Raw genomic sequence first — 14,116 nt, forward strand, 5'->3', positions numbered from 1 at the left:
CTATACCTCTGCAACCTTTTCACTTAAAAAAATGACCAAACCAATAGAAGAAAATTTAGATAAAATTCCTGTTGTAAATCTGGTAATTAGACTGATTAAAAAAGTCAAAATTCCGGGTTTGTTGGGCTTGTCGTTATACGATCTTTTGGAGATGTATATTATCGGAATTTTTAAAGGTGCCTTAACCTCAAGAGCTGGCGGAATTGCTTTTAGTTTTTTTATGGCATTGTTTCCTTTTTTACTATTTATCCTAACTTTAATTCCGTACGTTCAAATAGAGGGATTTCAGCAAGATTTTTTAAATACCATTGAGCATTTATTACCACCAAATACTTTTGAATCTGTTCAAGGTGTAATTGTAGATATTGCAAATAACAGGTATGGTGGCTTGCTTTCCTTTGGTTTTATAACTTCAGTTTTTTTAATGACAAATGGTGTGAATGCTGTTTTGGGAGGTTTTGAATATTCGTATCATATCAGCGAAATGCGAAATATAATTCGTCAGTATTTTGTATCAATGGGTATGGCAATTCTTTTGGCAGTGGTGTTGTTAATAACAGTTGCTTTAAATATTTATTTTGAAATGGCAGTTAATAATTTAACGGTTTCAGGATTGCTGGTTGATGATGTATTTTGGATACAATATGGCCGTTATGTTTTTTTTATCGTACTTATTTATGTTTCTGTTTCATTTTTATACAAATATGGCACAAAAGAAACCAAAGAAATTTCATACGTGCCAGGTGCCTTGTTAACTACCTTGTTAACCTTGTTAATGTTTAAGCTATTTGCAGTATATGTTATCAAATTTTCGACCTATAATGAGCTGTACGGATCAATAGGTACCTTGTTAATTTTAATGCTGTTTGTTTGGTTAAATTCCATTATTTTATTGTTAGGTTTTGAGTTAAACGCCAGTATTTACAGCCTAAAAAAACAATCACAAAATTAATACCTTATGAAAGTTATTGCAATGATTCCTGCTCGTTATGAAGCAAGTAGATTTCCTGGAAAATTAATGAAAGATTTAGCCGGAAAATCGGTTATTTTAAGAACTTATGAAGCCACAAAACAAACCAATTTGTTTGATGAGGTTTATGTAGTTACAGATTCTGATATTATTTTTAATGAAATTACTTCAAACGGTGGAAAAGCAATCAAAAGCATCAAAGAACACGAGTCGGGGAGTGACCGTATTGCTGAAGCTGTTGAGAATTTAGAGGTTGATATTGTGGTAAATGTTCAGGGCGACGAGCCTTTTACACAAGCCGAACCATTGTTTAATTTATTGGAAGTTTTTAAATCAGATACAGCTAAAGAAATTGCCATAGCTTCATTAATGATTAAAATGGAAGTTGAAGCTGAAATTAACAATCCTAACAATGTAAAAGTTGTTACCGACACTCAAAATTTTGCAATGTATTTTTCACGCTGTCCAATTCCGTATCCACGTGAAAAATCTATGGCAGTTTATTATAAGCATATTGGTATTTATGCTTTTAGAAAAGACGCTTTGTTGAAGTTTACAAAGTTGCCAATGTATCATTTAGAGGCAACTGAAAAACTAGAAAATCTTCGTTTTATAGCAAACGGATTAAAAGTTAAAATGGTTGAAACCAATAAATTGGCTATTGGAATTGATACGCCTGAAGATTTAGAAAAAGCAAATGCTATTTTTAATAAAACGGGTAATTTGTAAAATAATTTTTTTCTTCAAAATCTTCTGGAAAACATTCATATGTAAATCAATAAATGACATATAGTTATTTATGATAAAACTTTATGTCCACTGCCGCTAGTTTATAACGAGTGCCCACTTATAAATAATTCAAATAATTTGCCGCGTTGCAAACGCTTTTTGTTGGTTTCAAAAGTTATGTAGGTACTCGTCGCAGACGAGCACCAGTTAGAGTTATCTGTACGTGAACTAAAATAGTTTACGCACTTTAAGGGATAGTGTTAAAAACAGCCGAAAAGCTGTTAATCCCTACTTCTACTTCCTTCTTTGTAAACTGTAATTGCTTTTTTCAAGCGGTGTTTCATAATTAATGAAGGTTGGTAGTTTAAATGAAACTTCTTGATATTTCTTTTCGGTGTTAATTCACTTGCAGTGTCTGCTGCTTTTCCTTGAAATCCTATTTTAAACTTTCCTACATCGCCTAAATCTATAATTTTCCCATCCTCTAAATGCTGCTGCATTTTTACACCCAATGCAATAATAACCCCCATCACATCTGCAACACTGTGTGTACTTTCGGTACTAATTTCTTCACTTATTCTTCTAATATCAACAGTACCTGTATTTACTGCCTGCATAATAAACTGCTCTTTTTTTGTAGCAGCTATGGTATTGGTTCTTTTTGTTATTCTGTATCTTATAGCCATATCAATTTTTGGTGTTATTTTTTGTTTTTAAATTAAAATTGTTGATAAAAAACCGCAGTTAATTAACCAATCAAAGCTTTATTTTTTTATATTTGAATATACTTCTAAAAGCCTTATAATTAGTGGCTTTTTAAATATCCCCTAAATATAGTACATTTTTTATAAATTTAAAGTACATTAATCAATAAAATAATGTACTTTTTTAAAGTGTATTATGTACTTTACTATCCAAACTTAACCGCAAAGATGACAAGATTTATACGCTAACTGGTCAAAGTTTATGCGTATAGTTGACAAGATTTAATAGGGAACTTTTTTTGGAGTATGAGTTTCAGGTTATTTCATATACAAAATCAAATGAATTAGCCTACTGGCGCTCGTTTATAATGAGTGCCCACTTATAAATAATTCAAATAATTAGCCGCGTTGCAAAAGCTTTTTGTTGGTTTCAAAAGTTAAGTAGGTACTCGTCGCAGACAAGCAACAGTTGGAATATATGTTTTATTGCAAGTATGTTGCGGGTATGTTGCGGGTATCTATGGGGTATGTTGCGGAAATCAAAAATAACCGAGTTTCATATTATTTCATATACAAAATTAGATGAATTAGCCTATTGGCGCTCGTTTATAACGAGTGCTACTTGTAAATTGGAGGTGAATTAGAGCTTTTGCAACCTATATTATAAATAATTCATATAATTTGCCGCGTTGCAAACGCTTTTTGTTGGTTTCAAAAGTTAAGTAGGTACTCATCGCAGACGAGCACCAGTTGTACATGAACAGGAGATAATTAATAAATAACATAAAATTATGTAATTGTAATGTTATTTGTTGTTTTTAGCTATTTATATGAGAATAGTTGTTTCAAATAATAGCTATTTTATAGGTTTGAATCTTTACAAAATAGACACTTTAAAAGACCAAATAACTTTATAATAAAGCTGTTTGTATAGAAATTTAAAAAATTTATTAAGGGTTAATGTTAATTAAGTAACTTTATATTTTGTATTTTTTATTAAAATTTATAGAAAGCGTATTTTAACAAATTTAGAAATAATGTAATGTCGTTTTTTATTATGATTAGTTAAATATTAAATGTTAAACACAAAATTAAATAGCCCAAAATTCTCTAAAAGCCTAGTGTCAAGGTTTCATCTTATAAATGAATTAGAAAAAAACAATCATGTACCATTTGTTTTAATAACTGCTCCTGCTGGTTATGGTAAGAGTATGCTTATCAGTCAATGGGTTGAAAGTAAAAGTTATAAACATTGTTGGTTGTCATTAGAAAAAAGTATGAATGACACAGCCACTTTTTTAACCTATTTTATTGAAATGCTTGAAAAATGCAGTTCAGGTACAAAATCTAAACTGAAAAATCTAAATTTAGACTATCACTTTCTGTCTTGGGAAGCAATAATAGAGGTTATTATTAATGAACTTAACAAGTTAAATGAACCTGGTAAATTAATTTTAGACGATTATCATTTAATTGATAATCCAGAAATTCATAAGCTTATAAGCTCTATTATTAATGGAAACATTAGCAATCTTCAGTTGGTAGTAATTACTCGAAAAGACCCACCACTTCAATTGCGAAAGCTTCTGTTGTATCAAAAAATGCTAAAACTCAACTATAAAGACCTTAAATTTAAGGAAGAAGAACTTCTAGTGCTACTTGCTATGGAGTATAATGTGCGTTTTTCAGCAAATGAAATTACAGAACTTTTAAATAAAACAGAAGGGTGGATATTGGCTATTAAAATGATTCTAATGTCAACGTCGCTTTTAGGTTTGGAAGATAAAAATGTGAAATCAGGAATTTTAACTAATAATCTCGATATGCTCTTGGATCATATCAGTGAGAGTTTAGATGCTGATTTTTTTAAAAAAGTACAACTCTGTGCGCTTTGCGAACAATTCAATGAGGAATTAACCGAATCAATTTTTAAGTATGTTTTTGGATATTCATTCGAAGCAAATAGTTTTATTACAGAACTAAAGGGTTTAAATCTTTTTTTGATACCAATTAAGGGTAAAACATTGTGGTTTAGGTTTCATCATTTGTTTGGAGATATTCTTAGAATGCGACTTGAAAAAAACGAGCCAACTATTATCAAACCACTCTATATTCATATAAGTTTATGGTTTTCTAAAAATGGTTTTGTTAGTGAAGCAATTAAATATGCTTTAAAGGTTGAAGATTATGATTTGGCTAGCAATATAATCATTGAGCATAAAAAAATAGCATTGGATAATGGTGAATGGTGGGTTGTAAAGCAGTGGTTGGAAAAAATACCTGAGCACATTAAAAAATCAAATGTTGAATTGTTGCTAACGGAATTGCGTATTTGTGAGGATACTTACGATCACGAAAAGGTGGTTTCTTTATTAGGTTTCTTGGAATTATTAGGTGTCGAAAAATTAGATTATCAAACAAAAGCCATTTATCTTTTTCATAAGGGTTATTATTTTACCTTTTTTGTTGCAAATACAAATAAAGCTATAGCATTTCTAGAGGAATCAAATAAACTGTATAAAAATGATAGCTTTTTTGGGGCTCGCAGAGAATTAACACTTGCAATAGCTAAACAAATGAAGGGCGAAACAGCTTTGGTGTTGAAGTCACTTGATTGCATTCGACAGAATTCTCAACCTTCAAGTATTATGAACTTAAGATCTTTGAATGCAAAAGTATTTGTTAATTTACTTTCTGGAAATTTAAAAGATGCCTGGTTCGATGTGAAAAATTTTAATTTTATAGCCGAAAATTGTAATTTTAAAGTTGTAGAAGCAAACAGTTGGTATTTACGTGAAAATATTGCTTTTCAGTTATTTAATGAAGATGTTTTAATGCATTCTTTCAAAAGTTTTAAAAGTTTTCAAGGAATATTAAATTATCGAATGTATTTTGATGCTATTGCGGCATTGATACTCTACTTTTCGCTTAAAGGAAATGATAAGAAAATAGCTTTTTTGCTTCAGGAAATGAGCGATATGACCTCAAAATTAAAAGATGTAACATCTAAATTATATCATCAGTCTATCAGGGCAAGAATTAATTGGCATATTGGACAGGGTGAAAAAGAATTGTCCTGGGCGCAAACAGATTGGGTAAAGCAATACCCATCTGCATATTTCTTTTTAATTGATACGCCAAACCTTACTAAAATACGTATTATAGTTAGCCATGGAACCGTTTTGCAAGTTGAAGAAGCGTTGAAAGTACTTGCTGAAGTTGAATCATTTTTAAAGAAAATTCACAATAATTTTCATACCATTGATATTAAACTTCTTAAAGCAATGGCATTATTGCGATTGGGTAGAAATGAAATGGCGAGAACTTCTTTAACAAGCGCTTTATTTATTGCTGAAGAGAAACAACATATGAGTGCTGTTATGGAAGCATATTTGGTAATGCCATCTTTATTTGATTTAGTTGAAAAAAACCAAAATTTACGTAGATTCTTGTCTCGTATAGGCTTGAAATCAAAAAATAACGAGTTTCATACTATTTCATATACAAAATCAAATGAATTATCTGTACGTGAACAGGAGGTAGTAGGGCTCATAGAAAAAGGGCTTCCTAATAAGGAAATTGCCCATCAACTTAACATTTCAATATCAACAGTAAAATGTCACTTGACCAATATTTTTCGAAAGTTAGATGTTCCTAATCGTATATCTATGCTAAATAAACTTAAAAATTAAGCTATTTTAATACTTGAGTGCTATGCATAAATTTGATTTTTTTTTATATTTGTTAGATTGTTTTAAAAAATAAAATTGCGAATCTTTTGAAATTGTAGAAATCATATGGGGTTTAACAAAAATAAAATTACTGAATAAATATGTTTTTTTGTTTAATTTATTTCAGATATATTTAAACGGTATTTCATTAATTAATATTAAAATAACATTGTAACATATAAATATTTAATAAAATTCACTTATTTCAAACACAAAAATTATATTCACTAAATACTTAAATTATGAAAAAAAGTTTAACTTTTCTTTTTATTTTCTTGGTGTCTTTTTTATACGCTCAAGAAAAACCGAAACACATTACCCTTTTTACCAATGTACAAGTTTTTGATGGAACATCAGATAAATTAATCAAAGCCGATGTTTTAGTTGAAGGCAACTTGATCAAACAAATATCTAAAGAACCTTTGATGGTTGCACAAACCGATAATGTAACCATTATAGATGGAGGTGGTAACACCTTAATGCCAGGTTTAATTGAAGGACATGGACATGTGATGTTTGCTTCAGATTTGCCTAAATTGTTAAATCAAGACGAGTTTGAGCAAGGTATCAATGCCGCCCGACGTGCAAATGATTACCTAATGCATGGTTTTACAACCATTCGTGATTGCGGTGGAAATAGTTTTGGAGTGAAAAGAGCACTAGATCAAGATATTATTTCGGGTCCTAGAATTTACCCAAGCGGAGCTGCCATAGGTCAAACTTCAGGTCATGGTGATTTTCGTTCAAATGTAGATGGTCACCCATATTATGATGGTGTAGAAAACGGAGGTGTTGTTAATAAATGGAAACATACCTTAATCGCTGATGGTACTGATGAAGTTCGCCGTGCTGTTCGTGATCAGTTGTTTCGTGGTGCATCTCAAATTAAAATTCATACTGGTGGAGGTGTAACAAGTTTTACCGATCCGCTTCAGGCTGCACAGTATACACCTGAAGAAATTAAGGCAGCTGTTGAAGAGGCAACTCGTTATGGAACATATGTGATGACACACTCACAAATGAATAATAGTGTGGTTGCGTCACTTAATGCAGGTGTAAAATCCATAGAGCATGGTCTTGTTCTTGAAGAAAGTACCGTAAAAAGAATGGCTGAATTGGGTGTTTTTTATTCGCCACAGTTGTTTTTACCATTACAACCTACCGCAGGTAACCCAATGTTTCAAGATCCTATTCAACAGGCAAAATTAAAAATAGTTTCAGAAGGAACAAGAGATGCGATAGCATTGGCTAAAAAGTATAAACTAACCATTCTTTGGGGAACAGATTGCTTTTTTGGTAGTGCGCCTTATAGTGCTTATACACAAGAATTTGCTTATCGTGATGAGTTTTTTACACCTATAGAGCAAATGAAGCAAATTACAGGAAACAATGCAAAAGTATTGGCATTATCGGGTCTTAAGAATCCTTATCCTGGAGCTGAACTTGGTGTTATTAAAGAAGGTGCATTTGCAGATATGATTATTGTAAAAGGAGACCCTACAAAAGATATCAAATTATTAATGGATTCGAATAACATTGGTTTTATTATGAAAAACGGTAAAACCTATAAGAACACAATTAAGTAAGTAAAAGCTTTCAAAAAAGTAGATGTTTTTGAAAATAATCATTAAAACTATAAAAATGAAAAAAGTAACACTTATAATGGCTTTTCTTTTTATTTTGGGAAGTCTAAATGCACAGCAAATTTTAATTAGAAATGCCAATGTATTTGATGGTAAAAGCGAACAACTTCAATATGGTGTAGATGTATTGGTAGAAGGTAACTTAATTAAACAAATAGGAAAAGATATTAAAGCCAACAGAAGAACTCAAATTATTGAAGCCAATGGTTTGACCTTAATGCCTGGTTTGATAGATGCCCATGTGCATTTGTCATTAAACATGAATTTCTTAGGTATGTTTTATCAACAACCAGACTATTTGGCGGCAATTGCTTTAGAGGAAGCAAAAAATACATTGATGCGAGGGTTTACTTCTGTTAGAGATACAGGAGGAGAAGTATTGGGAATAAAATTAGCCATTGATCAAGGTCATGCAATTGGACCACGTATTTGGGCTGCAGGTGCTGGAATATGTATGACAGGTGGTCATGCTGATCTAAGACCACAAGCACAAAGACCGCGTCAATTAGGAGGCCCTGTTTATACAGATGGAGAATATAATGGAATTGCTGTGATTGCTGATGGTGTACCAGAAGTATTAAGTGCTGCTCGACTTCAAATGCGAAAGGGTTCAGCTTTTATAAAAATGTTTACAAGTGGTGCAGTTAGTGGTATGTACGATCCTTTAGATATTGGCGAATTTTCTTTTGATGAAATAAAAGCTGCTGCTGATGAAGCAAAACGTTGGAATACCTATTTAGCTGTGCACTCCTATAATGAAAAAGGGACGCGTTTAGCCTTAGAAGCTGGTGCAATGTCTATTGAACATGCAAATTTAATGACAGAAGAAACGATGAAGTTACTTGTTGAAAAAGGCGCCTTCTTAAGTACACAAACTGGAGTTTATTTTTCTGATGCACCTGAAAACTGGAGTGAAGAAAGCAAAATGAAACATGATAAAGCTAGAGATGGTATAGATAACTTGTTTAAGTTGGCAAAAAAGTACAATGCCAAAATTACTATAGGTAGTGACTATGTTGACAATGCAGAGCAGAAAAAAGGGCAGTCTTTTGAACTAAGCAATAGATTAAAATGGTGGACAGCTCCCGAGATTTTGAAACAAGCAACTTCTGGAAATGCAGAAATCTTATATTTTAGTGGCCCACGCAATCCATATCCAGGGAAATTAGGGCTTATTGAAACAGATGCTTTAGCAGACATACTTCTTGTAAAAGGCGATCCTACAAAAGACCTTACGCTTTTCCATGATTCAGAAAATAACATTCAGTTAATTATGAAAGACGGTAAGATTTATAAAAATACTATCAACAATTAAAATGATTGCTTATAAAAAACAATTAGGAGCAATTATATAAAACAAGATTAAATATAGCATATTAAAAAATGGAAAAAGAACTGGAATTAAAAGAGTTACCTAAAGGCGAAATATTTACATCAAAACAATCCGTAATAATTAATGGTCAAACAATAAATATTGATGCTGAAACAGGGACAATTCCGCTACGAGATGAAAATGATAAACCAATTGCATTAGCTGGTTTTACACATTACAAGAAATCAGATGCAAATGAAAATAGACCCATTGTTTTTGCATTTAATGGTGGACCGTTACAAGCTTCCTTTTGGTTACATATTGGTATTTTAGGCCCAAAACGTGTTGACCTAAATGATCCAAACTTCAATAAACCTGCACCTTACAAAGTTGTTAATAACGAATTTTCTATACTTGATAAAGCCGATTTGGTATTCATTGACCCAATTGGTACTGGTTTTAGCAAGCCTATTGGTGAATCAAAATTTGAAGATTTTTGGGGAGTTGACCAAGATATCCGAAGTACTGGACTATTCATCGAACAGTTTATGATTAGAACAGGTAAACTCAATGCTCCTAAGTACATTTTAGGTGAAAGTTATGGTACATTAAGAAGTGCTGGTGTAGTTAAATATCTTCAAGATAGAGGTATTGCAATGAATGGTGTAATTATGATTGGCGCAGTATTAGAAATGCATAATTTATTATTTGGACCAGGAAATGACACTTGTTATTTAGTTCATTTCCCTACATATGCAGCAACTGCCTGGTATCACAATAAAGTAAAGGATAAGGGTAGTAGTCTTGAGTCTTTTTTAAAGGATGTTCGTAAATTTACTGAAAACGAATATGCTCTTGCACTATTTAAGGGTGACCAATTAACAGATGTAGAAAAAAATGCTGTGGCTCAAAAATTAGAAGATTATGCTGGTGTAAGCAAAGATTATTGGCTTAAAGCAAATTTACGTGTTGTTAACAGTGAGTTTTTCCAAGAGCTTTTAAGAGATACAGGCTCAACTGTTGGAAGACTTGATTCACGTTATACTGGTGTCAATGAGAATTTATTATCACAATTTGCATTGACAGACCCTACTGGTGATGCTATTTTACATCCATTAATCGGAACATTTAAAGATTATTTGTACAATAATTTAAATGCTAATAAAGATTTGACGTATACGCCAATGGCTGCTACCAGACCAAATTTTAAATGGGATTGGAGACACAACGGAAATGTGATTTGGAACGCAGACCTAGCGGTTAGTACCTTACCAGACATGACATCAGCTATGAAGCGAAACCCGAATTTGAAGTTTCTAATTCTAAACGGATATTACGATGTGGCAACTGTATTTTATGGTGTAGAATATTCCATCAATCATATGGGGCTAGATCCTGAATTAAAGAAAAATATCATCATGAAGTATTACGAGTCAGGTCATGCATTGTACGTACATGCACCATCAAGACCAAAAATTAAAAATGATATAGACGCGTTTATTGATCAAACTTCTAAATAATTAATAAAGCTCATACTGGCTAGTATAAGGCGCAGTAAAGTGCATCTTATACTGGCTAACTGGGTGTATCATTGAAAAGTGTGATTTAGCTTTCTTGTTTAATGAAAAAGGTATTTGGTAAACATCTTTTTTTAAATGTTCTAGAAAAAAATAAATTTTATTGATAAGTATTTTTAAAATATCTATTTATAAAACCTACAATTAAATATTTATGTTATGGGAGAAAAATTTAAAACTTTAGAAGATAATGCAGAGGAAAAAACAGTTACCGTAATTATGACCACATCTCTTGGAGATATTGAAATGGTTGTTTATCCTGAAAAGGCTCCATTATCTGCAGGTGATTTTTTGGACTATGTAGATCGAGGTTTATATAAGGGAGCCGCATTTTATAGGGTAATCCGTCATGATAATGATGCTGGTTCGCCATTGATTGAAGCCGTACAAGGAGGCCTACTAACAGAAACACCTCCAACCAAACCCATTGCCCATGAATCCACACAACAAACCGGTATTAAACACCTCGATGGAACGCTTTCGCTAGCAAGAGTTGATGTTGGTTCAGGTACAGCCGCAGCCTTTTTCATCATTATTGGTGATCAGCCAAGTATGGATTTTGGTGGCAGTCGTAACCCTGACAAGCAAGGCTTTGCTGCTTTTGGTCGCGTAGTGAAAGGTATGGATGTAGTACGAGCAATTCAACAAATAAGAGAAGCATCTAACGATGGACCTTTTGTAAAAGGGCAAATGTTAAGCAAGCCCATTGTAATTGAATCTGTAAAACGAAAAGAATAAACCTTTATTTCCCTAGGTTTTATACTTTCAATTATAACTGTAAAGGACAAAATTTGATAATTAATAACCACAACAAAATGAAAACAAAAATCTTTACACCACTGTTTTTGCTTTTTTTCCTAGCATCATTTGCACAAGAGAAAGGCGAAATATTTACATCAAAACAATCGGTAATAATTAATGGTAAAACAATAAATCTTGACGCTGAAACAGGTACAATTTTGCTACGAGATGAAAATGATAAACCCATTGCATTAGCTGGTTTTACACATTATAAGAAGTCTGGCACAAATGAAAATAGACCCATTGTTTTTGCCTTTAATGGTGGGCCACTACAATCTTCCTTCTGGTTACATATTGGTGTTTTAGGCCCTAAACGAGTTGAAATTAACGACCCAACCTACACCAAGCCTGCTCCTTACAGCATTATTAATAATGAATATTCGATTCTAGATAAAGCCGATTTGGTTTTAATCGATCCAATTGGTACTGGTTTTAGTAAACCTATTGGTGACTCAAAATTTGAAGATTTTTGGGGAGTTGATCAGGATATCCGAAGCACTGGACTATTCATTGAACAGTTTTTAGCTCGAGTAGGAAAGTTCAATGCTCCAAAATATTTATTAGGTGAAAGTTATGGTACATTAAGATGCGCAGGTGTGGCTAAATACCTTCAAAATAAAGGTATTGAAATGAATGGTGTAATTATGATCGGAGCAGTATTGGAAATGCATAATTTATTATTTGGACCTGGAAATGACGCTTGTTATTTAGTTCACTTCCCTACTTACGCAGCAGCTGCATGGTATCATAATAAAGTTAAAAATAAAGGAGAAAGTCTTGAGTCATTTTTAAAGGATGTTCGAAAATTTACTGAAAACGAATATGCTCTTGCGCTTTTTAAGGGCGACCAATTAACAGATGTAGAAAAAAATACTGTGGCTCAAAAATTAGCGGATTATTCTGGTTTAAGCAAAGACTATTGGATGAAAGCTAATTTACGTGTTGTTAACACCGAGTTTTTCCAAGAGCTTTTAAGAGATAAAGGCTTAACTGTTGGAAGACTTGACGCTCGTTATACCGGTATCAATGAGAATTTATTAGCACAATCTGCTTTAACTGACCCTGCAGGTGATGCTTTTTTAAGTCCAATTGCAACGGCATTCAAAAATTATTTATACAATGATTTAAAAGCAGGTAATCATTTAACTTATACACCAATGGTAACGTCTCCTATTTTTAAGTGGGATTGGAGACACAGCGGAAATGTAGTTTGGAATGCACAATTAGCCATTAGTACCTTGCCTGATATGACATCAGCAATGAAACGTAACCCGAATTTGAAGTTTTTAATTTTAAATGGATATTATGATGTGGCAACTGTATTTTATGGTGTAGAATATTCGATCAATCATATGGGATTAGATGCTGAATTAAAGAAAAATATCGAAATGAAATATTATGAAGCAGGTCATATGTTGTACGCGCATAAACCGTCTATACAAAAATTGAAAAATGATATCGATGGATTTATTGATCAAACTTCTAAATAAGAAAACGTATAAAAAGTTAGTATAATATTACTATAAAAGACTTAAAAAATGGAAGACGAAAAAAATAAAAGTCGATTAAAATTGGTAATAAAATTGCAGATTGTGTGGTTGGTTATAGCTATTCTTTTTCATGTAGTGAGTCTGATCAGAGTTGGGATGGGCTTAACACCACTGTCAGAAGCGGCTCCGACAAATAGTATCATAAGTTTATGTGTAATTTATATTCCTCTTTTGTATCTCGGCTGGAAATCACATTTAGTGACCTATGGTTTGATTAATGGTTTTGTGTTTGGCATGATGTTATTTACGGGCGAAATCCCTAGAATAATGATGTATTTTTCTCCAGAAGGAATAGCAGCTTATCAGGCAGCAGCTATAGGATGGCTTGGTGGTATTTTGATCAACGGGATAGGTATTCCTCTAGGTTTCTATGGAAGTTTCTTAGCCCTGCGCATGGCTTGGAGGAAAAAATCTAATCATCCAATTGAATGAAAAAATAGCGAAGGCCAGAGAAGTTAATCCGGTCATAGTTCATTAATGAAAAACCAAATTAAAAAGATCGTAAAATAAACTAAATAGAAACGAGTATTAATTTTTAAAAACAAGAATCATGAAAGACGAAAAAAATGACATGAATGTAGATAGAACTATTCACGACAAGATGATTGTGCTCGATGGTTGTTGCCCTTTACTTACTTGGGGTATTAACCCAATGTCGGGTAGCGTAGATAAAGCGACTCTTGGCAAGGGGCCGGCTCTCTTCATAGAAGGGGGCGTTACTGCTGCTGGGGCTTCGGTTGGGGGTACCCGTACCAGCTTGGAACTCACAAGAACTTCCATCAAACTCCACAACCAAATGATTGAGGATAATGGTTGGATCAAAGTAAAAAGCACTGCTGATATTCTACGTGCCAAGAAAGAGAAAATATTTGGAATGTGGTACCTTTTCCAAGGTGCTTATGCTGTTGAAGACAATTTAGACCTTCTAGAAGAGTTCAAGGAAGCTGGTGTTGGCCAGGTGGCACCGGGCTACAATTACCGAAATCGATTCGCAAGTGGACAACTAGATCGATCTGATGCCGGACTGAGCATGGCAGGGGTAGACCTGATCAAGAAGTGTAACGAGTTGGGCATTATTGTCGATGGAGTTCACAATAGC

At 32.9% G+C, this 14,116-nt stretch carries 11 protein-coding genes; 10 read left to right on the forward strand and 1 reads right to left on the reverse strand.

Going from position 1 to position 14,116, the window contains the following annotated elements:
- A partial coding sequence (locus tag EC396_RS11045) for a YihY/virulence factor BrkB family protein (RefSeq protein ID WP_370276483.1) occupies positions 1–952 on the forward strand: 952 nt, incomplete at its 5' end.
- 6 nt (positions 953–958) lie between these two features.
- A complete protein-coding gene (gene kdsB, locus EC396_RS11050) occupies positions 959–1,699 on the forward strand; it encodes a 3-deoxy-manno-octulosonate cytidylyltransferase (RefSeq protein ID WP_129366753.1) in 741 nt (246 codons plus the stop codon).
- Positions 1,700–1,980: 281 nt separating this feature from the next.
- Here the strand turns inward: kdsB and EC396_RS11055 are convergent, their stop codons facing one another.
- Positions 1,981–2,385 carry an HU family DNA-binding protein gene (locus EC396_RS11055; RefSeq protein WP_129366754.1) on the reverse strand — a complete coding sequence of 135 codons (405 nt, stop codon included), beginning with the start codon at positions 2,383–2,385 and terminating at the stop codon, positions 1,981–1,983.
- A gap of 1,094 nt (positions 2,386–3,479) precedes the next feature.
- Between EC396_RS11055 and EC396_RS11060 the strand changes: the two genes are divergently transcribed.
- The 8 genes from EC396_RS11060 to EC396_RS11095 all read left to right on the forward strand — a co-directional run.
- Positions 3,480–6,095: a LuxR C-terminal-related transcriptional regulator gene (locus tag EC396_RS11060; RefSeq protein ID WP_129366755.1), complete on the forward strand. Its 2,616-nt coding sequence runs from the start codon at positions 3,480–3,482 to the stop codon at positions 6,093–6,095.
- Between the two features lie 281 nt (positions 6,096–6,376).
- Positions 6,377–7,720 (forward strand): amidohydrolase family protein, encoded by a 1,344-nt coding sequence (locus EC396_RS11065; protein ID WP_129366756.1) that lies wholly within the window; start codon positions 6,377–6,379, stop codon positions 7,718–7,720.
- Positions 7,721–7,775: 55 nt separating this feature from the next.
- On the forward strand, positions 7,776–9,092 hold the full coding sequence (locus EC396_RS11070; RefSeq protein WP_164975251.1) for an amidohydrolase family protein: 1,317 nt from the start codon (positions 7,776–7,778) through the stop codon (positions 9,090–9,092).
- 68 nt (positions 9,093–9,160) lie between these two features.
- A complete protein-coding gene (locus EC396_RS11075; RefSeq protein WP_129366758.1) occupies positions 9,161–10,609 on the forward strand; it encodes a S10 family peptidase in 1,449 nt (482 codons plus the stop codon).
- A gap of 276 nt (positions 10,610–10,885) precedes the next feature.
- A complete protein-coding gene (locus EC396_RS11080) occupies positions 10,886–11,404 on the forward strand; it encodes a peptidylprolyl isomerase (RefSeq protein ID WP_129366759.1) in 519 nt (172 codons plus the stop codon).
- A gap of 77 nt (positions 11,405–11,481) precedes the next feature.
- Complete coding sequence (locus EC396_RS11085) at positions 11,482–12,957, forward strand: S10 family peptidase (protein WP_129366760.1); 1,476 nt, start codon at positions 11,482–11,484, stop codon at positions 12,955–12,957.
- Between the two features lie 48 nt (positions 12,958–13,005).
- Entirely contained in the window at positions 13,006–13,449 is a 444-nt protein-coding gene (locus EC396_RS11090; RefSeq protein WP_129366761.1) for a hypothetical protein, read from the forward strand.
- A gap of 118 nt (positions 13,450–13,567) precedes the next feature.
- A partial coding sequence (locus tag EC396_RS11095) for a membrane dipeptidase (protein WP_205757943.1) occupies positions 13,568–14,116 on the forward strand: 549 nt, incomplete at its 3' end.

Source organism: Lutibacter sp. HS1-25 (genome assembly GCF_004121075.1).
In the GTDB taxonomy this organism is placed as follows: domain Bacteria; phylum Bacteroidota; class Bacteroidia; order Flavobacteriales; family Flavobacteriaceae; genus Lutibacter.

Bases quoted from the DNA above. Each gene is read 5' to 3' on its own strand.
- kdsB (WP_129366753.1), top strand. From the start codon at position 959: ATGAAAGTTATTGCAATGATTCCTGCTCGTTATGAAGCAAGTAGATTT.
- EC396_RS11055 (WP_129366754.1), bottom strand. From the start codon at position 2,385: ATGGCTATAAGATACAGAATAACAAAAAGAACCAATACCATAGCTGCT.
- EC396_RS11060 (WP_129366755.1), top strand. From the start codon at position 3,480: ATGTTAAACACAAAATTAAATAGCCCAAAATTCTCTAAAAGCCTAGTG.
- EC396_RS11065 (WP_129366756.1), top strand. From the start codon at position 6,377: ATGAAAAAAAGTTTAACTTTTCTTTTTATTTTCTTGGTGTCTTTTTTA.
- EC396_RS11070 (WP_164975251.1), top strand. From the start codon at position 7,776: ATGAAAAAAGTAACACTTATAATGGCTTTTCTTTTTATTTTGGGAAGT.
- EC396_RS11075 (WP_129366758.1), top strand. From the start codon at position 9,161: ATGGAAAAAGAACTGGAATTAAAAGAGTTACCTAAAGGCGAAATATTT.
- EC396_RS11080 (WP_129366759.1), top strand. From the start codon at position 10,886: ATGACCACATCTCTTGGAGATATTGAAATGGTTGTTTATCCTGAAAAG.
- EC396_RS11085 (WP_129366760.1), top strand. From the start codon at position 11,482: ATGAAAACAAAAATCTTTACACCACTGTTTTTGCTTTTTTTCCTAGCA.
- EC396_RS11090 (WP_129366761.1), top strand. From the start codon at position 13,006: ATGGAAGACGAAAAAAATAAAAGTCGATTAAAATTGGTAATAAAATTG.